14 protein-coding genes are annotated in these 20,256 nt (G+C 68.0%); 8 read left to right on the top strand and 6 right to left on the bottom strand.

Translation table 11 applies throughout. The annotated features are described in order from the left end of the window. Positions 1 to 304 precede the first annotated feature (304 nt). The 3 genes from JJL56_RS12200 to JJL56_RS12190 all read left to right on the top strand — a co-directional run bounded on the left by JJL56_RS12200 (position 305) and on the right by JJL56_RS12190 (position 2,375). Positions 305 to 955 (top strand): YcjF family protein, encoded by a 651-nt coding sequence (locus tag JJL56_RS12200; RefSeq protein WP_145624309.1) that lies wholly within the window; start codon positions 305 to 307, stop codon positions 953 to 955. A 119-nt stretch (positions 956 to 1,074) separates the two neighbouring features. Next, positions 1,075 to 1,272, top strand: coding sequence for a hypothetical protein (locus JJL56_RS12195; RefSeq protein WP_145624311.1), 198 nt, complete (start codon positions 1,075 to 1,077; stop codon positions 1,270 to 1,272). Further along, positions 1,269 to 2,375 (top strand): prohibitin family protein, encoded by a 1,107-nt coding sequence (locus tag JJL56_RS12190; RefSeq protein WP_145624313.1) that lies wholly within the window; start codon positions 1,269 to 1,271, stop codon positions 2,373 to 2,375. Before JJL56_RS12195 ends, JJL56_RS12190 begins: the two co-directional genes overlap by 4 nt. A 34-nt stretch (positions 2,376 to 2,409) precedes the next feature. On the opposite strand, the gene JJL56_RS12185 is transcribed toward JJL56_RS12190, so the two are convergent. Further along, entirely contained in the window at positions 2,410 to 4,404 is a 1,995-nt protein-coding gene (locus JJL56_RS12185) for a methyl-accepting chemotaxis protein (protein ID WP_145624316.1), read from the bottom strand. Between the two features lie 348 nt (positions 4,405 to 4,752). Between JJL56_RS12185 and JJL56_RS12180 the strand changes: the two genes are divergently transcribed. Beyond that, on the top strand, positions 4,753 to 6,747 hold the full coding sequence (locus JJL56_RS12180; RefSeq protein ID WP_145624318.1) for a methyl-accepting chemotaxis protein: 1,995 nt from the start codon (positions 4,753 to 4,755) through the stop codon (positions 6,745 to 6,747). Between the two features lie 81 nt (positions 6,748 to 6,828). Here JJL56_RS12180 and JJL56_RS12175 read toward each other — a convergent pair whose 3' ends face one another. Beyond that, the gene (locus JJL56_RS12175; RefSeq protein WP_145624321.1) at positions 6,829 to 7,200 is read right to left on the bottom strand and encodes a c-type cytochrome; all 372 of its coding nucleotides are present in this window, start codon (positions 7,198 to 7,200) and stop codon (positions 6,829 to 6,831) included. 294 nt (positions 7,201 to 7,494) lie between these two features. Then, entirely contained in the window at positions 7,495 to 8,781 is a 1,287-nt protein-coding gene (locus JJL56_RS12170; RefSeq protein WP_145624325.1) for a pentapeptide repeat-containing protein, read from the bottom strand. Between the two features lie 475 nt (positions 8,782 to 9,256). Between JJL56_RS12170 and JJL56_RS12165 the strand changes: the two genes are divergently transcribed. The 4 genes from JJL56_RS12165 (at position 9,257) to JJL56_RS12150 (ending at position 17,514) form a co-directional block, all read left to right on the top strand. Next, positions 9,257 to 9,640: a response regulator gene (locus tag JJL56_RS12165; protein WP_186452854.1), complete on the top strand. Its 384-nt coding sequence runs from the start codon at positions 9,257 to 9,259 to the stop codon at positions 9,638 to 9,640. A 141-nt stretch (positions 9,641 to 9,781) separates the two neighbouring features. Beyond that, positions 9,782 to 14,716: a HAMP domain-containing protein gene (locus tag JJL56_RS12160; protein WP_247891043.1), complete on the top strand. Its 4,935-nt coding sequence runs from the start codon at positions 9,782 to 9,784 to the stop codon at positions 14,714 to 14,716. Positions 14,717 to 14,726: 10 nt separating this feature from the next. Beyond that, a complete protein-coding gene (locus tag JJL56_RS12155; RefSeq protein ID WP_200485250.1) occupies positions 14,727 to 16,811 on the top strand; it encodes a response regulator in 2,085 nt (694 codons plus the stop codon). A 118-nt stretch (positions 16,812 to 16,929) separates the two neighbouring features. Beyond that, a complete protein-coding gene (locus JJL56_RS12150) occupies positions 16,930 to 17,514 on the top strand; it encodes an RT0821/Lpp0805 family surface protein (protein WP_200485249.1) in 585 nt (194 codons plus the stop codon). Between the two features lie 6 nt (positions 17,515 to 17,520). On the opposite strand, the gene JJL56_RS12145 is transcribed toward JJL56_RS12150, so the two are convergent. Genes JJL56_RS12145 through JJL56_RS12135 form a run of 3 tightly spaced genes read right to left on the bottom strand, consistent with a single transcriptional unit; the run spans position 17,521 to position 20,247 of the window. Then, complete coding sequence (locus JJL56_RS12145; RefSeq protein ID WP_145624333.1) at positions 17,521 to 18,315, bottom strand: DUF3108 domain-containing protein; 795 nt, start codon at positions 18,313 to 18,315, stop codon at positions 17,521 to 17,523. Between the two features lie 10 nt (positions 18,316 to 18,325). Beyond that, positions 18,326 to 18,622: a GNAT family N-acetyltransferase gene (locus JJL56_RS12140; RefSeq protein WP_109469081.1), complete on the bottom strand. Its 297-nt coding sequence runs from the start codon at positions 18,620 to 18,622 to the stop codon at positions 18,326 to 18,328. Continuing rightward, positions 18,619 to 20,247, bottom strand: coding sequence for an alpha-amylase family glycosyl hydrolase (locus JJL56_RS12135; RefSeq protein WP_247891042.1), 1,629 nt, complete (start codon positions 20,245 to 20,247; stop codon positions 18,619 to 18,621). Before JJL56_RS12135 ends, JJL56_RS12140 begins: the two co-directional genes overlap by 4 nt. Between the last annotated feature and the right edge of the window lie 9 nt (positions 20,248 to 20,256).

Here is a 20,256-nt window from a genome sequence, read left to right as displayed (position 1 = left end):
GGCAACCACCGGCGGCGTTTTCGGAGCGGGCCGTCCCTTCGGGGTCAAGGTCATCACATTTGGCATTCCTTAGCCCTCTCCCCTCCGGGGAGAGGGTGGCCCGCAGGGCCGGTGAGGGGGTCGCGCGTGGCGGTACGTCCGGCAAAAGCGCATCCCCCTCACCCTAACCCTCTCCCCAGAGGGGAGAGGGGATTCCAAATGCGCTGGTCTTGCCTTCGGGGCCGAGTGTCGCCGCGAATCATCGGGTGCGCGGCGTTCATTGCTGATTTTCTCTCGACAATGTCCCTTTTTGGAGCACCACAGCATGGTCAGTGAGAAGGAAACACCGGGCGGCAAGGCGAAGCCGGAAACGGCGGTCGCCCCACCCGCCACCACGACCCCCACCCCGGCTCCGGAGGCCGTGACGGCCGCCCCCGACACCGCGAGCACCTCCGAGGCCGCCCCGGAAACCACCCCGTCCGCTCCGGTCTCCACCGAGGCGCAGGCGGCGGAGATCATCCGCAAGCACGTGCTGCTGTCCGCCGCCGCGGGCGTCATCCCGTTGAACTTCGTGGACACCGCGGCGCTCGCCGTCGTCCAGCTTCGCCTGCTCAAGGAGCTGTCGGAACTGCACGGCGTTGACTTCCGCGGCGACATCGGCCGGTCCGCGGTCGGCACGCTGTTCGCCACGGTGGCCCCGACCGCCCTGGCCGGCGGCCTGCTCGGCTCCATGGCGTTCAACATGGCCCTGCGGTCGGTGCCGGTGATCGGCACGGTGACGCGGCTGGCCACCCAGCCGGCCTTCAACAGCGCCTTCACCTATGCGCTGGGCAAGGTCTTCCAGCAGCACTTCGCGTCGGGCGGCACCTTCCTGACCTTCCAGCCGGAAAAGGTGAAGACCTATTTCCGCGAGAAGTTCGAGGAGGCCCGCCGCCGCAAGGGTGCCGCGCCGGAGGCCGCCGAGGCCGCGGCCTGACCGCACCATCCGGACGCTGCCGCGAACCGTAAGGACGGGCGGGGACGCCTCCACGCTTCCCCGCCCCCTCCGGACGTCGTCACCCTTCCGCCCTGTTCCCCTTCCAAGGCCGGACGCGCATGCCCCTCATACTCGTCATGCTCTATCTTCTCGCCTGTCTGGTGTGCGCCGTCATGGGCCGCAACACCACGATCGGCTTCATCGGCCATTTCCTGCTGGCCTTCTTCCTGACTCCGCCGGTGAACTTCGTAATCCAGGCGGTGGGCCGCCCCAGCACGCGGGAACGTGAGAAGATGCTGACGACGAGACCGCGATGACCACGCTCGACCAGTCGGCCGAGGGGAGCGTCGCCCGCACGCCCTTGCCAGCGCGTGCCCGCCACTGGCTGAAGCGGCGCAGCGTGTCGATCTATGCGCTGGCGCTGGCCCTGATCCTGGGCTTTCTCGCCATCGCCCCCGCCGTCTTCGTGGAGGTGCCCTCCGGCCATGTCGGCGTGCTGTGGCTGCGCTTCTTCGGCGGCACGGTCACCGACCGGGTCTACAGCGAGGGCACCCACCTGATCTTCCCGTGGGATCGGGTCACGATGTACGACGTGCGCCTGCGCACCGACATCCGAACCTACGAGGCGGTGGCGGCCAACGGCATGTCGATGACGGTGAACGTGGCGCTGCGCTACCGCGTCAACCCGCCCGCCGCCGGTCTGGTCCACAAGCTGGCCGGGGACGATTACGCGGAAAAGCTGGTGCACCCGGAGATCGCCAGCCTCGTCTACGAATTCGTGTCGAAGCACAACCCGGAGAATTTCTATTCGATCAACCGCGCGGACATCCAAGGCTTCCTGCTGCGGGAAGCCCGCCAGCAGTTCCCCACCCCGCCGACCGATCTGCAATCCTTGAAGCTGCCCCCCGGCACGACGGCGGACGATTACAGCTCCGTGATGATCCGGATCGAGGACGTGCTGGTGGCCGGGGTCAGTTTCCCGCCGCTGGTCCGCCAAGCCATCGACCGCAAGATCGAGCAGCAGCAGATCATGGAGGAATACGACTTCCGCATCGCCCGCGAGATCAAGGAGCGTGACCGCAAGCGGATCGAGGCGGAGGGCGTGCGCGACTTCCAGGACATCGTCGCCCGCAACATCACGCCGGAGTATCTGCGCCTGCGCGGCATCGAGGCGACGCGGGCCTTTGCCACCTCATCGAACGCCAAGACCATCATCATCGGCGGGCGGGACGGTCTGCCGGTCATCCTGAACACCGGGGACGACGCCAAGTCGGGAACGGCGGCCGGTTCGGCGGCCGGTTCGGCGGCCGGTACCGCCGCCAAGGAGCCGGACGGTCTGGCGGGACGCCTGTCCACCCTGGACGAACCGCCGCCTGAGAACACCGCGTCGGAAGCTCCGCCGGACACCGCCGGGCGCTGACGCCCGGCGGGACCGCCCTCGCCAAAGGGGCCGGCTACTCGGCGGCCTCGGCGAGGGTCCGGGCGAAATCGCGCTCCATCTCGTCCAGCAGGCGGACCACCTCCGCCGAGGCCCGCTTCATCTCGGCGGCGTGGCGTTCGGCCTCCGTGCGGTTGCCGGCCTGGAGGGCGAGCAGAGTCTCGCGGCCCGACTCATGAACGGTCCGGTGCGGCGTGGCCATTCCCTTGTAGGTGGGCAGGCGCATCGTCCTGGGATCGTTCACGCTGTCGTACCAGCGGCCGAGGCGGCAGGAGTGATGGGTGGACAGGTCCGCCGGCAGCAGCGTGCGCTGGCCGCCCACCGCCTCCATGATCTTGTCCACGAAGGCGAGATGGTCCTGCTTGGCCAGCCGGACCAGTTCGCCCACTCCGTCGCGGCTCATGCGGTCCACCTCCTCGCGGCCGATCTTCCGCTCGTCGAAGCGGATGTGCAGCCGGTTGTCGTGCCGCGCCACCACCGAGCCGCGCAGGGACAGCTTGTAGCCGGGAAGCGACACGGTGACCTGCCCGCCGGTGGGCGCCACGCCTTTCGTCTCGGCGTAGCAGCCGCATTCGGAGATGTCGCGGACCAGCGCGGGCGTCTGGTCCACGCTGCCGTCCAGCAGGACCGGACGGCGGCGCGTGTGGCGCCGGTTCGCCAGATCGGAGGAGGTGCGGATGGCCCGCGCCAGCAGGGACGGCAGCGTGTCCAGCGCCTCCTGCATGCGGTTGGCGCTTTCGCCGACGGTGTAGGCCGCGGTGGTGGCGCGCTGCGTCTCGCCGCTGACCTCGGTCATCCGGCTGGCGATGCCGCGGAAGATGCCGGCGACCTCGCCGATGTTGCGGGCGATCTCGCGCGAGGCGGAGGACTGCTCCTCCACCGCCGCGGCGATCGAGGAATTGATCTCCTGCATGGTGGTGATGGTGGTGGCCACCCCGTCCATGCCGGTGATGGCCTGCTCCGCCACCGCCTGGATGGCGCCGACCTTGGCGGCGATCTCGTCCGCCGCCTTGGCCGACTGTCCGGCGAGATTCTTCACCTCCGTCGCCACCACGGCGAAGCCCTTGCCGGCTTCCCCGGCCCGCGCCGCCTCGATGGTGGCGTTCAGCGCCAGCAGGTTGGTCTGCCCGGCAATGGCACGGATGATGTTCAGGATGCCGCCGATCTCCTGCGCCGCGGTGCTGAGCTGGGCCATGATCTGGCGGGCCTCGCCGCTCTTCTCCACCGCCTCGCCGGCGATCCGGGAGGCGCCGCCGACCTGCTCCGAGATCTCGCCGACCGCGGCCTGAAGCTGCTCCGCCCCCGCGGCGACGGTCTGGGCGGCGTCCAGCGCCTCCGCCGTGTCGGCGGAGGTGCCGGCGATGCTGTCCTTCACCGCCGCGCAGACGCTGTCGAGATCGCCGACCGTGCGGCGCAGGTCCGCGGTGTAGCTGGCGACGCTGTCCACCACGTCGTTGGCCTCGTGATCGATCGAGTCGACCATCGCATCCACCGCCTGGAGCCGCTCGTCGATCAGGCGGTCCCAGTAGACGGACAGCGCGGCGTCCAGATCCATCAGCACCGCCGACACCACGGCGCGCTGCAGGGTCACGATGGCACCCAGCCGGCCGCCGGTCAGCAGGGTCCCGCCCATGCTCTGCGCCAGGGCCGCCATAATTTCCCCCAGGATGAAGGCGTAGCCGCCGACGTACCAGCTCGGGCTCAGCCCGATGCGGTGGTGGGCGATGCCGACCGCGCGCACGGACTCCTTGTAGCCGTCGTCGAAGCGGCCCTCGAACAGCCGGGTCCAATGCGCGATCTGGGCGCGCTTGGCCCCCTCGACCTGCGCCGGATTGGCGAACAGGCCGGCCAGTTCGGGCTGGGCCATCGTGCGGGCGTAGAAGCGGTCCAGAATTCCCGGCAGGGCCCTGGAGATGATCGGCAACGCCTCCCGCAGGCTGCCGACCGATTCCGGTCCCAAATCGAAATAGGCGGTCTTGGCGACATCAAGGGCGCGCAGCGAGTCCGGCATGGCGAATGTTTGTATTCTGTAATGAAGGAACGCCAACCGATAACATCTCCGCCACATCAAAGGTATCGCTAAAAGGAATTCGCATGCGGCATGCTGTCCCACTTCATGATTAACAGATGGTTTAATTTGTGCACCGCCGAACAAGATCGCAGTGAATAAGCCTGATAATACAATCACTTTCCTCAAAATAGGCGACCAATACCGCAACGACACCTTCACATTGTACCGCCGCGGTGCGTCCAGCGGCTGACAAAACTATTTGTTACAAATACGGGACAAAGGTTACCAATGCGCCGCCTTCCCGGTGCCTCCGGGACGACCCGACGGTTTTTAAGGAGTTCATGGCCGATGAATCCCCTCCGCACGTTCAGCCTTGCGACAAAGCTGACCATTCTGTGCACGCTCGGCCTGATTGCCCTGTCCGGTGCCCTGACCTACGCGACGATCGTCAAGGTCACCGCCAGCATCGGCAAGGACGCGGCGGAACGGAGGGAGCAGGCCATCACCAACTTCCGGATGCTGCTCGACCAGAAAGGGTCCGAGTACCGGCTCAAGGACGGCGCGCTGTACATCGACGAATTCAAGCTGGACGGCGCGAACGACATCGTCGACACCGTCCGCAGCGTGACCGGCGGCGTGGCCACCATCTTCCGCGGCGACACCCGCGTGGCGACCAACATCCACAACGCGGACGGCAGCCGGGCCGTCGGGACGAAATTGGCCCGCGGCCCCGTCTACAGCGCCGTCATCGACGGTAAGGAGCCCTTCCGCGGCGAGGCCGACATCCTGGGCGACGCCTATTTCACCGCCTACGACCCGCTCATCGACCAGAATGGCGAGGTCATCGGCGTCCTGTTCGTCGGCCTGAAGAAGAGCGTCGCGCTGCGCGTGCTGGACGAGGTGGTTCCCAACATCATCCAGGTGGCGGCGGTCATCACCGCCGGCATGGCCCTGGTGATGCTGCTGGTGGTCCGGCGCCAGTTCCGCACGCTGGACCAGATCCGCGGCACCATGTTCCAGCTGGCCGAGGAACGGTACGAGGTGACGGTGCCCGGCCTGGACCGCCAGGACGAGATCGGCGCCATGGCCAAGACCGTCGAGATCTTCCGCCAAAAGGGCATCGACAACCAGCGCCTGCGCGAGGCGCAGGAACGCGAGCGCCGCGAGGCCGAGGCCGCCAAGATCGCCGCCCTGGAATCGATGGCCCGCACGGTGGAGCAGGAAACCCGCACCGCCGTGGACCGCGTCGCCGAACGCTCCGTCTCGATGGACAGCAACGCCCAGGCGATGGCCAACTCGGCCGAGACCGTCTCCGCCAACTCCCAGAGCGTGGCGGCCGCGGCGGAACAGGCGTTGGGCAACGCCCAGGCCGTGGCGGCGGCCACCGACCAGCTCACCGCGTCCATCGCCGAGATCACCGGCCAGGTTACCTTCGCCAGCCAGATTTCCCGCCGCGCCGTGGAAAGCGGCCGCCGGACCGAAGACGTGGTGCTCTCCCTGTCCGAGGCCATCGGCCACATCGGGGAAGTCGCCACCTTCATCCAGGACATCGCCAGCCAGACCAATCTTCTGGCGCTGAACGCCACCATCGAGGCCGCAAGGGCCGGCGAGGCCGGCAAGGGTTTCGCCGTGGTGGCCCAGGAGGTGAAGAACCTCGCCACCCAGACTTCCAAGTCGGCGGAGGAGATTTCCCGCCAGATCACCGACCTGCAGAGCATGACCGCCGGGGCCGTCGACGCGGTGCAGGACATCGGTCGGACCATCACCGAGATCGACGGGGTCGCCAGCAGCATTGCCAGCGCCATGGACGAGCAGGGTGCGGCGACCAGCGAGATTTCCCGCAACGTCGGCCAGACCGCCGCCGCCGCGCAGGAGGTGTCGTCCCGCATCGCCCATGTGTCGGAGGAAGCGGCGGTGACCGGCAGCCGCGCCGACGAGGTGCGCCGGGTCGCGTCCGATGTGGCGGGAAGCATCGACCAATTGCGCCAGATGCTGGTCCGCGCCGTGCGCACCGCGACGCCCGAGGTGGACCGCCGGCGCGCTCCGCGGTTCGAGGTCAACCTGTCCTGCACCATCGCCGGGGCGGTGGGATCGCTGACGGGACAGCTCACCAACCTGTCGGAAGGCGGCGCCACCATCCACGGCCTGGACCGGATGCAGGTGGGCAGCCGCGGCGTGCTGACCATTCCCGGCTGCGCCATCTCCATTCCCTTCGCGGTGCTGGGGGGCAAGGAGCAGGATCTGCACGTCCGGTTCGAACTGACCCCGGATCTCGCCGACCGCTTCGCCGCGGATTTCAAACGCCTCACCGCGGGACTGCACCCGCTTCCGGCGGTCGCCTGAGCCGGAAGTCTTCAAGACTGGCGGCACTGGAGGGGCAACCGTGCCCCTCCCGGCCGCGCCATGCGTGGTCTATCGGACGTTTCAGCTGTTCTTCTTCAGGAAGGCGATCAGGTCCTTGCGGGCCTGCTCGTTCTTCACACCGGCGAAGGCCATCTTGTTGCCGGGGACGGTGCCCTTCGGATCGGCCAGATACTTGTCGAGATTGGCCTCGTCCCAGGTGAGCCCGGCGCCCTTCATCGCGTCGGAATACTTGAAGCTCTCGATGGAGCCCGACGCACGGCCGGCGACGCCATGCAGGTTCGGGCCGACGCGGTTGGGACCGCCGGCCTCGATGGTGTGACAGGCCTTGCACTGGTTGAACACCTTCTCGCCCGCATCGGCGTCCTGCGCCAAGGCGATGCCGGGAAGGGCGGCGAACAGGCCGAAGGCCAGAACGGCAACACTACGCTTCATTGCGCTATCCTCATTTTCCAATGCCCAAAAGACAGGCACGACCACCCAAGCCCCACAGGACGTCCTGTGCTATTCGCCTCGTCACGATCAATATTCATCGCATCGGCGCGCGGCGTCTGCCGGTCCGTTACTTGGCCTCGATCATGACAGGCGGCTTGGGAAACCAGCCGTCACCTCGGCCGGCGTTTTAATCCCGGTATGCTGGCATGCACAATGCCGGGCATGGGCGGCGGGCGCGACATGCGACAAAATGTCCAACTCTTTGCGAAAATTTTTTGGGATTAAAATTCGCGGTCACTTCATGCGGCAATGGACCAGCGTCGTCCCGGTGGTGTTGGCCGTCTCGATGTCGGTGTCGCGCAGGTCGGCGCCTGACAGGTTGCAGTTGGTCAGGTCCGCCCCGGTCAGCCGCGCCCCCCGCAGGTCGGCGCCGCGGATGTCGCTGTCGGCCAGCAGGGTGTTGCGCAGATTGGTCGGCCACATCCGTCCGGTGGGCTGGCCGTCCGCCGCCAGAAGCTCGATGGCGCGCATCACCGCGTTGCGCATCATGGCGCGGGTCAGGTCGCAGCCCTCGAAACTGGCACCGGACAGCTCCGAATTCTCGAAACAGGTTTCGCGCATGCGGCAGCCGGGAAACTGGGCAATCTGCAGCTTGCTGTCGCGGAAGCTCGCCCGCGTGAAGTCGCAGTTGCGGAAGATCGCCCCGCTCAGGTCGCAGCCATCGAAGTCAGTTCCGACAAAGGCCCCGTCCGACACGTCGAACCGCTTGCCCTGCTTGCCGTTGCTGTTGATCCACCGGACATGGCCCTCCAACCCCTCCCGGATTTCCGGTGGTAAGGCGGATTGGTCTCGATGGAAGATGGCGCCTGCCATCCGCGCCTCCGCCCAGTCGGCGGTGGCCATGGCGACGTTGCGCAGTTCGGCGTCACGCAGGTCGGCGCCCTGGAAGGTGGCCCCGGCGACAGCGGCGTTGTTCAGGATGGCGCCCTTCAGCTTCGCCATGCTGAAATCCGCGCCGCGCAGATCCGCGCCGCTGAGGTTGACGCCGAACAAGGCGGCGTTGCTGAAATCCGCCCCTTCCAAACTGGCGCGGGTCAGGTTGGCGCCGGTCAGATCGGCGTCGGTGAAGTTCGCGTTGACCAGGACGGCTTCCCGCAACGCCGCCTCCTGCCGGGCCTTGCGCCGATCCTTCCACAGCACCAACTGGCCGGGGCGAAGGTCAGCCCGCTCGAACAAGGTGTTGCGCAGGCACGCCTTGGTGAAGTTCGCCCCGCGCATGTCCGCCCCGACCAACGAGGCTTCCCGCAGGTCGGCGGACACGAAGCTGGCACCGAACAAATCCGCTCCATCGAAGTTGCAGCGCTGGAGAACACTGCGCCGGAAATTCGCCCCGGTCAGGATGGCGTCGGACAAAACCAGCCCCGACAGGTCGAAACCGGTCAGGTCCGCCGCCTTCAATTGAAGACGCAGTCCGTTCGGGCGCGCCGCCAGATAGAGCCGGTGGGCTCTGATGGCCTGCGCGAGATCTTCCAGGCTCAGGTCCGCCCCATCGCCCGGCCCGCCTGTCGGGGCAACACTCATCCCGGTCCCCAGCACCCCTATGGTCGACTCCACGCCCGCTTCGTGGACAGATACAAGATTGCACGAAAAATTATTTGAAAATTAATTAATAAACCCGCATAAGCCTACATGGCAGCCCCGCGTTTGTGCCGCGCGTTCCAATCGATGCAAAGAATAGGCGCCTCAAGCGCCCCCAATTCACGCTATTCCATATCAAAGCTAAGGAATAGGACCGCCCTCTTTTGGGGTGCGCCCACTCTATCGGGCATAACCTGTAGGGGGTATTTGACCTTTTCTCCCTTAATTGCCTCACCCCTCCGTGCTACTCGTCCCGGTCAGCTTCGCCGGTATCCGACGTCTCCGCTCGGGTTTCGGCGGCGGGCGGGATGCGCGTCTCATCGACGCCGTTCCGGCATCGCAGCCGGCAGAACGACAAGAGGGATAAGGGATGACCAACCCGATCAACAGGTCACCACAGGCCCGGACGGATGAGACATTGATCGCTGATGCCGCTCCCGTCCGTGTCCTGGTCGTCGAGGATGAGACGATCGTCGCCATGTATCTGACCGATATGTTGGAGGAGTTGTCCTACGAGGTCTGCGGCGTCGCCGCCAACGCCGCCGACGCGCTGAAGATCGCGGAACGGGAGCGCCCCGCCCTGGCACTCGTGGACATCGGCCTTGCCGGGCCGCAGGACGGCATCGAGACGGCGCAGGCGTTGCGCGAGCGCTTCGCCGTGGGCAGCATCTTCATGTCCGGGGCCAGCGATCCCGTCCTTCTGGAACGCGCCCGCGCCGCCGGCCATCACGGCTTCATCCAGAAGCCCTACGACGAGCGCCAGTTGAAGACCCTGTTGAACAACGCCGCCCCCCGGCATTAGCTTCCGCCGCCTCCCGCTTGCCGTCCCGTGGCTGCGCCGCTCCGGCGCGCGGCCATTCCGGCGTTCCGCCGGACGCGCCGTCGATCGTGCGCAAGGGGACATCCGAGACACAGGCCTGGACTTCTTAGGGACCATCGCGTCATGACGATGACGGACGCTCACGACCGGCTCTCCCCCCAGCTTCTCCTGCGCGCGCTGCGCCAGTTCCGCAAGGGCGACTTCTCCGTACGCCTGCCGCTGGACCTGGACGGGCTTGACGGCGAGATCGCCGCCGCCTTCAACGACGTGGTGGAGATGAACGAAGCCCTGGTGGAGGACGTCGGCCGGGTCAGCGTCGCCATCGGCAAGGAGGGGCGAATCGGCCAGCGCGTCCGCCTGCCCACCGCCTCGGGCGGCTGGGGAGCCTGCGTGGACAGCGTCAACGCCATGGTCGCCGACCTGACCCAGCCGACCCAGGAGATGGCCCGCGTCATCGGCGCGGTCGCCAAGGGGGACCTGTCGCAGTCGATGCCGCTGGAGGTCGACGGGCGCCCGCTCCAGGGCGAATTCCTGCACACCGCCCGCACGGTCAACCGGATGGTCGAGCAGCTCGTCACCGTGACGGCGGAGCTGACGCGGGTGGCGCGCGAAGTCGGCATCGAGGGCAAGCTGGGCGAGCAGGCCCAGGTGAAGGACGTCGCCGGCACCTGGAAGGACCTCACCGACAACGTCAATCTGATGGCCGCCAACCTGACGGCCCAGGTCCGCAACATCGCCGACGTCACCACGGCGGTGGCCAAGGGCGACCTGTCGCGCAAGATCACCGTGGACGTGAAGGGCGAAATCCGCGAGCTGAAGGACACCATCAACACGATGGTCGACCAGCTCAACAGCTTCGCCAGCGAGGTCACTCGCGTCGCCCGCGAGGTCGGCAGCGAGGGCAAGCTCGGCGGACAGGCCCAGGTGAAGGGTGTGGCCGGCACCTGGAAGGACCTCACCGACAACGTCAACCTGCTGACCGGCAACCTGACCAATCAGGTCCGCAACATCGCCGACGTCACGACCGCCGTCGCCAACGGCGACCTGTCGCGCAAGATCACCGTGGACGTGAAGGGCGAAATCCGCGAGCTGAAGGACACCATCAACACGATGGTCGACCAGCTCAACAGCTTCGCCAGCGAGGTCACCCGCGTGGCGCGCGAGGTCGGCACCGAAGGCAAGCTGGGCGGGCAAGCGCAGGTGAAGGGGGTGGCTGGCACCTGGAAGGACCTCACTGACAACGTCAACGCGATGGCGACCAACCTGACCAGCCAGGTCCGCAACATCGCGGAAGTCACCACCGCGGTGGCGAAGGGCGACCTGTCGCGCAAGATCACCGTGGATGTGCGGGGCGAGATCCTGGAGTTGAAGGACACCATCAACACGATGGTCGACCAGCTCAACAGCTTCGCTTCGGAAGTCACCCGTGTGGCGCGCGAGGTCGGCAGCGAGGGCAAGCTCGGCGGGCAGGCCCAGGTGAAGGGTGTCGCCGGCACCTGGAAGGACCTGACCGACAACGTCAACCTGCTGACCGGCAATCTGACCAATCAGGTCCGCAACATCGCCGACGTCACCACGGCGGTGGCCAACGGCGACCTGTCGCGCAAGATCACCGTCGATGTGAAGGGCGAGATCCTGGAGCTGAAGGACACCATCAACACGATGGTCGACCAGCTCAACAGCTTCGCTTCGGAAGTCACCCGCGTGGCGCGCGAGGTCGGCACCGAGGGCAAGCTGGGCGGACAGGCCCAGGTGAAGGGTGTCGCCGGCACCTGGAAGGACCTGACCGACAACGTCAACATGATGGCCGCCAACCTGACCGGTCAGGTGCGCGGCATCGCCGAGGTCGTGACGGCGGTCGCCGAGGGCAACCTGAAGCGCAAGCTGACCGTCGCGGCGCGCGGCGAGATCGCGGCGCTGGCCGACACCATCAACGGCGTGATCGAGACGCTGGCCATCTTCGCCGATCAGGTCACCAACGTGGCGCGCGAGGTCGGCATCGAAGGCAAGCTGGGCGGTCAGGCGAAGGTGCCCGGCGCCACCGGCGTCTGGGGCGACCTGACCGACAACGTGAACCAGCTCGCCGCCAACCTGACCACCCAGGTGCGCGCCATCGCCGAGGTGGCGACAGCGGTGACCAAGGGCGACCTCACCCGCTCCATCGCCGTCGAGGCGTCGGGCGAGGTGGCGGCGCTCAAGGACAACATCAACGAGATGATCCGCAACCTGCGCGACACGACGCAGAAGAACGCGGAACAGGATTGGCTGAAGACCAACATCGCCAAGTTCACCCGCATGCTCCAGGGCGAACGCGATCTGGTCACCGTCACCAACATGATCCTGTCGGAGATCGCGCCGCTGGTGAACGCCCAGCACGGCGTCCTCTACGTCACCACCCGTGACGGCGACGAGCCGGTCCTCGATCTGGTCGCCAGCTACGCCCTGAAGGAGCGCGACGGGCTGGGCACCCGTTTCACGCTGAAGCAGGGGCTGGTCGGCCAGTGCGCCCACGAGAAGAAGCCGATCCTGCTGACCAACGTGCCGAAGGACTATGTCCGCATCAGCTCCGGCCTCGGCGAGGCAGCGCCGCTGAACATCATCGTCCTGCCCGTGCTGTTCGAGAACGAGGTGAACGCCGTGCTGGAGCTGGCTTCCTTCGGCCATTTCAGCGAGACGCACCGCTCCTTCCTGGAGCAGCTGACGGAGAGCATCGGGATCGTCCTGAACACCATCGCCACCAACATGCGGACCGAAGGGCTGCTGAAGCAGTCGCAGCGCCTGACCGCCGAGTTGCAGAGCCAGCAGGAGGAGCTGAAGACCACCAACGAGCGGCTGGAGCACCAGGCCGCCTCGCTCCGCCAGTCGGAGGAACTCCTGATGGCCCAGCAGGAAAAGCTGCGCCAGACCAACGAGGCGCTGGAGGAGAAGGCGGAGCAGCTCTCCCTCACCTCCAAATACAAGTCGCAGTTCCTGGCGAACATGAGCCACGAGCTGCGCACCCCGCTGAACAGCCTGCTGATCCTGTCCAAGCTGCTGTCCGACAACGGCGACCACAACCTGACACCCCGGCAGGTGGAGTTCGCCCGCACCATCCACGCCGCCGGGTCCGACCTGCTGAACCTCATCAACGACATCCTCGATCTGTCGAAGATCGAATCCGGCACGGTCACGCTGGAGATCGGCGCGGTGGTGCTCGACGACCTGCGCGGCCATGTGGAGCGCACCTTTGCCCAGCTGGCCGAGGAAAAGGGGCTGCGCTTCGACATCGACATGACCCCGCCGCTGCCCGCCGCCATCCAGACCGACCAGAAGCGGCTGGAGCAGGTGCTGAACAACCTGCTGTCCAACGCCTTCAAGTTCACCGAAACCGGCGGCGTCACTTTCCGGGTGGAGCTGGCCGGCGAGGGCTGGAGTGCCGCCCACCCCGTGCTGAACGCGGCGGAGGGGGTGCTGGCCTTCACCGTCGTCGACACCGGCATCGGCATCCCCGAGAACAAGCAGCGCATCATCTTCGAGGCCTTCCAGCAGGCCGACGGCACGACCAGCCGCAAATACGGCGGCACCGGCCTCGGCCTGTCGATCAGCCGCGAGATCGCCCGCCTGCTCGGCGGCGAGATCCGCGTGCAGAGCGAGTCCGGGGCGGGCAGCGCCTTCACGCTCTATGTGCCGATGGAGTTCGACGTCGCCCGCTACGGCGATCCGGCGCCAAAGCTGGCCCCCTTCCCGACGCCGACGCGGCCCATCGTGGTGCCGGGACCGGAGGAACGGCTGGCGCTGCCGCAGCAGCACGCCGTCGCCGACGACCGCGAGCGCATCCGTCCCGGCGACCCGGTGGTGCTGATCGTCGAGGACGACGTGAAGTTCGCCTCGATCCTGGTCGATCTGGCGCGGGAGAAGGGCTTCAAGGCGATCCTCTCCCACGCCGGAAGCCCGGCCATGCCGATGGCGCGCAAATACCGCCCGGACGCGGTGATGCTGGACATCGGCCTGCCGGACATCGACGGCTGGGCACTGCTCGACCTGCTGAAGCGCGACCCGCACACGCGCCACATCCCGGTGCACGTCATCTCCGCCAAGGAGGAGCGGCGCCGCGGCCTTGCCATGGGCGCCTTCGACTACACCGAGAAGCCGGCCGACCGCGAAGCGATCTTCGCAGCACTCGCCAAGGTCAAGGGCTTCGTGGAGCGGCACCAGCGCCGGCTGCTGATCGTCGAGAAGCTGCCCAACCCGGAAACCGGCGGCATCGCCGGCCTGATCGACCACGACAAGGGCGAGGACGACATCGCCATCAGCACCGTCAGCTCCGCCGAGGCCGCCCGCGCCCTGCTGGCGCGGGAGCGGTTCGACTGCATGGTGCTCGACCTGACGATCCCCCAGCCCAGCGATTTCGAGCTGATCGACAGCCTGCGCACCCGCGACTCCACCGCCTGGATGCCGGTCGTCGCCTATGTCAGCGACGCGATCGCGCCGGAGGACGAGGCGCGGCTGCGCCGGCTGGCCGAAACGGTGGTGCTGCGCAGCGTGCATTCCCCGGACTCGCTGCTTGACGAGACGGCGCTGTTCCTGCACCGGGCGGTGGACCGGCTGCCCGACGACAAGCGCAACGCGCTCGACCAGATGCGCCAGCGCGACCCCGTTCTGGCGGGGCGCAAGGCGCTGATCGTGGACGACGATTTCCGCAACATCTTCTCGCTCGCCAGCGTCCTGGAGGCCCACGACATGACGGTGCTGCACGCCGAAAGCGGGCCGGAGGGGCTGGACCTGCTGAAGGCGCACCCCGACCTGGACGTGGCGCTGGTGGACATCATGATGCCGCTGATGGACGGCTATCAGACCATCCGGGAAATCCGCGCCACCGCAGCCGGGCGCGGCCTGCCGGTGATCGCCGTCACCGCCAAGGCGATGAAGGGCGACCGCGAGAAGTGCATCGAGGCGGGGGCGACCGACTATCTCGCCAAGCCGGTGGACATCGACCACCTGCTGTCGCTGCTGCGGGTCTGGGCGGGACGCCGGCAGGACGACGGCCCCGCCGTAAGCCACAACGCCGGACGGGAGTGAGGAGAAGCCCATGCCCCACACCCAGATTCCCAGCATCACCGAGATCGAGGACGCCACCCTGCCGCCGCCGGAGGTCCGCGTGCTCGTCGTGGACGACGATCCGCGGAACCTGCTGGCGATGCGGGAAACGCTGGCCGACCTCGACGCCACGGTGATCCTCGCCCGCTCCGGCGAGGAGGCGCTGAAGCGCGTGCTCGACCAGGACTTCGCGGCGATCCTGATGGACGTCCACATGCCCGGCATGGACGGCTACGAGACGGCGGAGCTGATCCGCAACCGCCGCAAGTCGCGGCACATCCCCATCCTGTTCCTGACCGCCATCAACAAGGACGAGATGCACATCTTCCGCGGCTATTCCGCGGGGGCGGTCGATTACATGTTCAAGCCGGTGGACCCGGTCATCCTGCGCAGCAAGGTCACCGTCTTCGTCGAACTGTACCGCAAGACGGAGGAGGTCAAGCGGCAGGCCGCCCTGCGCGAGCGGCTGATGGCCGAGAACTACCGCGTGCGGGCCGAGAAGCTGGAGGCCGAACAGGCGCTCCGCCGGTCGGAGGAGCGGCAGGCGATGATCGCCCGCTCCCTGCCGATCCTGCTCTACACCGCCGGGCCGGAGCGCGGCACGCCCTTCCGCTACGTCACCGAGAATGTCGAGGCGCTGTTCGGCTTCCCCGCCGAGCGCTTCCTGACGGACGGCGGTTTTTGGGAATCGCGCCTGCATCCGGACGACCGCGAGCGCGCCGCCGTCCAGTTCGACGCGATGCGGCAGGGCGGCGTGTCCACCGTCGAATACCGCTGGCGCGCCGCCGACGGGCAGTACCGCACGCTTCTGGAGAAGGCGATGCTGTTGCCGGGCGAGGACGGACGGCCGCCGGAACTCTGCGGCACGGTGCTGGACGTCACCGACACGCGCGAGCTTCAGCTGCAGCTCGCCCATGTCCAGAAGATGGAGACCATCGGCCAGTTGACCGGGGGCATCGCCCACGACTTCAACAACATGCTGACCGTGGTCATCGGCAGCCTGGAGCGGCTGGGCCGCATGACCTTCGACGACCCCAAGGCGGCGCGGCGGGTGGAGATGGCCCTTCAGGCGTCGCTGCGCTGCTCCGACCTGACGCGGCGGCTGCTCGCCTTCGCGCGGCGCCAGCAACTCCACCCCGAGAGCGTGGACATGGAGGCGCTGGTCCGCAACATGGGCGAGCTGATGGAGCGCACGCTGGGCTCGGCGATCACCGTCGAGATCGACAGCGCGCCGTCCCTGTGCCCGGCGCTGGTGGACCGCACGCAGGCGGAATCGGCCCTGCTGAACCTCGTCATCAACGCGCGCGACGCCATGCCCGCGGGCGGAAGGCTGACCATCGCCACCGCGATGGTGGAGGCCGAAGAGGGGGATGCGGAGTTGCGCCCCGGACGCTATGTGCGGATGACCGTGAGCGACACCGGCTGCGGCATGCCGCCGGAGATTCTGGCCCGCGCCTTCGAGCCCTTCTTCACGACCAAGGAGATCGGCAAGGGCACCGGGCTGGGGTTGAGCATGATCCACGGCTTCGTGAAGCAGTCGGGCGGGCTGATCCGGGTGGAGAGCGAGCCAGGGCGCGGCACCTCCTTCCACCTCCATCTGCCCTGCGCGCCGGCGGCCGTCCGCCAGGCGAAGACGCCGGAGGAGAGCGAGGACACCGGTCCGCTGCCCGGCCAGGGCGAGGTGATCCTGGTGGTGGACGACGACCGCGACGTGCGTCAGGTCGCCGTCCTGACCCTCCAGGATCTGGGTTACACGGTGGTCGAGGCGGAGAACGGGCCGGAGGCGCTGGCCGTGCTGGCCGGGGAGCCGCGGGTGGACCTGCTGTTCACCGACGTGGTGATGCCCGGCGGCATGAACGGGCTGGAACTGGCCCAGGAGGCGCAGCGCCGATATCCGGCCTTGAAGGCGCTCTATGCCTCCGGCTACGCCCACGGCGTGGCCGGAGGGCTGAGCGGCGAGGGGCTGAGTGCCGAGTTCCTGATCAAGCCCTACCGCGACCGCGATCTCGCCCGCGCCGTCCGCAAGGCGCTGTGCGGCGCCGTGGCTGATGCCTTCCCGGAGTTGAAGAGCGCCTGACGATTGCCATCTCTATCAGACGCCGTCTCTGAATGGTCATTGTCGCCCTTTTGCCCCAACCTTGAGCGGGGCCGCGGTGTTCAGATGACGGTCGCGTTGCAATAAAGGAGTAGCCGACGTGTCCGCTGTCCGCCTGTCCGGGATTCGCTTCGCCTCGGTCCTGTGCCTTGGCCTGTCCGTCGCCCTTCCCCTGACGTCCGCGCCCGCCACGGCGCAGGTGTTCACCCAGGGCGGTTACGGCGCGCCGACCCAGACCGCTCCCCAGCCCAACGGCGGAAACACCACCTTCGGCATCGACAACGGCCTGCTGGGCAAGCTTGGCGGGGCCGCCGTGGGAGCGCTCGCCGGATCGCAGATCGGCAAGGGCTCGGGCAATCTGCTGGCCATCGGCGCCGGCGGCCTGCTCGGCTACTTCGCCGGCGGCTATCTGATGGAACAGCTGAGCCCCGGCAGCCGCGACGCGGCGCAGAGCGCGGAGACCCGCGCGCTCGACGCGCCGGTCGGTCAGACCATCCGCTGGAACAGCCCGGACAGCGCGAACACCGGCGGAACCATCACCCCGATCCGCGCCGGGCGCGATTCCGCCGGGCGGGAGTGCAAGGAGTTCCAGCACAAGGTGACCATCGACGGCCGCCAGGAATCCGCCACCGGCACCGCCTGCCGCGGCGACGACGGCCAGTGGCGCCTCGCCCCCAATCCGTAACGCAGGTTACAATCCAGCCTTCACGCCGACGGTGTGGACGAGCACCGTCATCGTGTCGGTCGGCACCTCCACCGTCACGGGAACGACGCGCCCGCTCTCCGGCGCGCGGGCGAACCACACCGTCGCCTTGCGCTCCACCCCCTCGGCGAAGAAACGGTCCCGGTCTCGGTCGCCCTGAAAGCCGGCCACCGGGCGGACGGTGACCGCGCAGACCTCCGCCGTTCCCGTGGCGATGCGGTAGCGCGACGACGGCAGGTCGCCCTTGCCCTGCGGCGTCATGATGATGTCGTAGCGGCGGCGCCCGTCATAGACGGGATAGCGTCCGCCGCAGCCGCCCGCCCGGCTGGCGGTCAGGATCACCGCCGCCCCGGCGCTCAACGGATCGATGCTGCCCCGGCGGCTGTCCGGCGGCACCCGCGCCGCCTTGTCGGGGCTGAGCGGCGGGTCGGCGGTCACATCCACCCCGTCGGGGCCGAAGGACAGGGTCATGATATCCATCTTGCGGCGCAGACGCCGTTCGCCACGGAAGCGATCCGGCTCGGCGGCGCCCGCCTCCAGCCTTCCGGCGGACTCGGCGCGGTAGCGGAAATTGGTGAAGAGGCCGAGCCAGGGCACCGCTTCCGCCTCCAGCGCCGCCCGGTAGCGACTGTTTGCCCCCTCCGCCTCCTCGGTCAGCACGACGCTGCCGCGCGCCAGGGACACGCCGCCGCCATAGGCGGCGAAGTCCAGCTCCAGCGTCGCGGCCCGGCTAGCCGTCGGCAGAAGAGACAGCAGGCCGGCGGCCAGGAGAATCCGCTTCACGGCGATCGCCTCACGTCGATGGTCCGCCCTCCGCGACGACCAGATCCTGGTACTCCGGGTGGCGCTGGATGTATTTGGCCACGAAGGGGCAGACCGGCACAACCTTCTGCCCGCTGGAGCGCGCGTCCTCCAGCGCGCCGCGCGCGAGGGCGGAGCCGATGCCCTGCCCGGCCATGCTCTCCGGAACCTCCGTGTGGGTGAAGACGATGGCCCCGTCGCGCTTTTCGTACTCCACCACCGCGGTGGCGTCGCCCACGGTCAGCTCGTAACGGTTCCTGGCCGCGTTGTTCTTCACGTCTCCGCTCATTCCCCACCCTTTCCCTTGTCGTCGAAGCCGATCACCACCCCTTCATCGGGCCGCAGGCGAAGGATGCCGGACACCGGTTCCCCGCCGCGGTCGAGATGGGTGGACAGCCGGATATGGGCACCGCCCGGCACCGCGTCCACCATCCGCTCCTCCGCCGACAGGCTCAGCAGGATGCGGAAGCGGCCGGTTCCATGGCGTCTCTCATAGGCCAGGACGTCGTCCTCCGCCGACACCGGATCGTAGCGCCCGACCGACAGGGCCGGCTCGGCCCGCCGCAGCGCCAGCAGGGCGCGGTGCAGTGCCAGCATGGAGGATGGGTCGGCCGCCTGCGCCGCGACGTTCACCCGGTCGTGGTCGGAACCGAGCGGCAGCCAGGGCTCGCCCGTCGTAAAGCCGCCGTGCGGGCTGCCGTCCCAGGGGATCGGCGTGCGCACCGGATCGCGGCCCAGCCCCAGGCCGGGGATGTTCTTCTCCCAGGGGTCCTGCACGCGGTCCGGCGGAATGGGCACGTCGGTCATCCCGATCTCGTCGCCCTGGTAGAGCGTCGGCGTGCCGCGCAGGGTCAGCAGGAGCATGGCCGCCACCCGCGCCTGCCCCGCCCCCAGCCGGCTCGCCACGCGGGAGCGGTCATGGTTGCCGAGCACCCAGTTCGGCCAGCCGCCGGGCGGCAGGGCGGCCTCGTAGGTGCGGATCAGGGCGGCCAGCGCCTTCGCCTCCCACGGGGTGGACAGCAGGTGGAAGTTGAAGGGAAGCTGGAAGCCGGTCAGGTCGGCGCCGTAATAGGCCATCAGTTGATCAATGGGCAGATAGGCCTCGCCGATCAGCACTCGGTCGGGCCCGTAGCCGTCCGCCACGCGGCGCATGGCGGCGATGGCGTCATGCACCTCCGGCTGGTCCACGGTGTGGAGGCGGATCACCCGGCGGACCGGCGACATGCCCTCCCGCCAGCCGGGGTTCGGCGGGTTGTCGCGGAACTGCGCGTCCTTGATCAGATGGTGGATGGCGTCCACCCGGAAGCCGTCCACCCCGCGGTCCAGCCAGACGCGCAGCACGTTGAGCATGGCCTCACGCAGCGCCGGGTTGCGCCAGTTGAGGTCCGGCTGCTCCTTCAGATAGGCATGGTAGTAGTATTGGCCGGTCGCCGCGTCCCATTCCCAGGCGCTGCCGCCGAACTCCGACAACCAGTTGTTTGGCGGCCCACCATCGGGGGAAGGATCGTGCCAGATGTACCAGTCCCGCTTGGGATCGCTGCGGGACGAGCGGCTGGCCTGGAACCACGGGTGCCGGTCGGAGCTGTGGTTGGGCACGAAGTCCAGAATGAGCGTCATGCCCCGGCGGTGCAGCTCCGCCAGCAGCCGGTCGAAGTCCTCCATCGTCCCGAACAGCGGATGGATGCCCGTGTAATCCGACACGTCGTAGCCGAAGTCGGCCATCGGCGACGGGTAGATCGGGGACACCCACAGCGCGTTCACCCCGAGCGTTTCGAGGTGGTCGAGCCGGGCCAGGATACCCGGCAGGTCCCCCACCCCGTCGCCGTTCGAATCCTGGAAGGAGCGCGGGTAGACCTGATAGATCACCCCGCTTTGCCACCACGCGAAGCCGTCCGCCATGAAGCTGTCCGCCATAAGCGGGCC

Origin of the sequence: Azospirillum aestuarii (assembly GCF_016632405.1) — a bacterium.
Lineage (GTDB): Bacteria > Pseudomonadota > Alphaproteobacteria > Azospirillales > Azospirillaceae > Azospirillum > Azospirillum aestuarii.
This window is presented reverse-complemented; position numbering and strand designations above follow the sequence as displayed.

Excerpts from the sequence above, each read along its gene's own strand:
- JJL56_RS12200 (WP_145624309.1), top strand. The coding sequence starts at position 305 with ATGGTCAGTGAGAAGGAAACACCGGGCGGCAAGGCGAAGCCGGAAACG.
- JJL56_RS12175 (WP_145624321.1), bottom strand. The coding sequence starts at position 7,200 with ATGAAGCGTAGTGTTGCCGTTCTGGCCTTCGGCCTGTTCGCCGCCCTT.
- JJL56_RS12185 (WP_145624316.1), bottom strand. The coding sequence starts at position 4,404 with ATGCCGGACTCGCTGCGCGCCCTTGATGTCGCCAAGACCGCCTATTTC.
- JJL56_RS12190 (WP_145624313.1), top strand. The coding sequence starts at position 1,269 with ATGACCACGCTCGACCAGTCGGCCGAGGGGAGCGTCGCCCGCACGCCC.
- JJL56_RS12135 (WP_247891042.1), bottom strand. The coding sequence starts at position 20,247 with ATGGCGGACAGCTTCATGGCGGACGGCTTCGCGTGGTGGCAAAGCGGG.
- JJL56_RS12180 (WP_145624318.1), top strand. The coding sequence starts at position 4,753 with ATGAATCCCCTCCGCACGTTCAGCCTTGCGACAAAGCTGACCATTCTG.
- JJL56_RS12195 (WP_145624311.1), top strand. The coding sequence starts at position 1,075 with ATGCCCCTCATACTCGTCATGCTCTATCTTCTCGCCTGTCTGGTGTGC.
- JJL56_RS12160 (WP_247891043.1), top strand. The coding sequence starts at position 9,782 with ATGACGATGACGGACGCTCACGACCGGCTCTCCCCCCAGCTTCTCCTG.
- JJL56_RS12140 (WP_109469081.1), bottom strand. The coding sequence starts at position 18,622 with ATGAGCGGAGACGTGAAGAACAACGCGGCCAGGAACCGTTACGAGCTG.
- JJL56_RS12155 (WP_200485250.1), top strand. The coding sequence starts at position 14,727 with ATGCCCCACACCCAGATTCCCAGCATCACCGAGATCGAGGACGCCACC.
- JJL56_RS12170 (WP_145624325.1), bottom strand. The coding sequence starts at position 8,781 with ATGAGTGTTGCCCCGACAGGCGGGCCGGGCGATGGGGCGGACCTGAGC.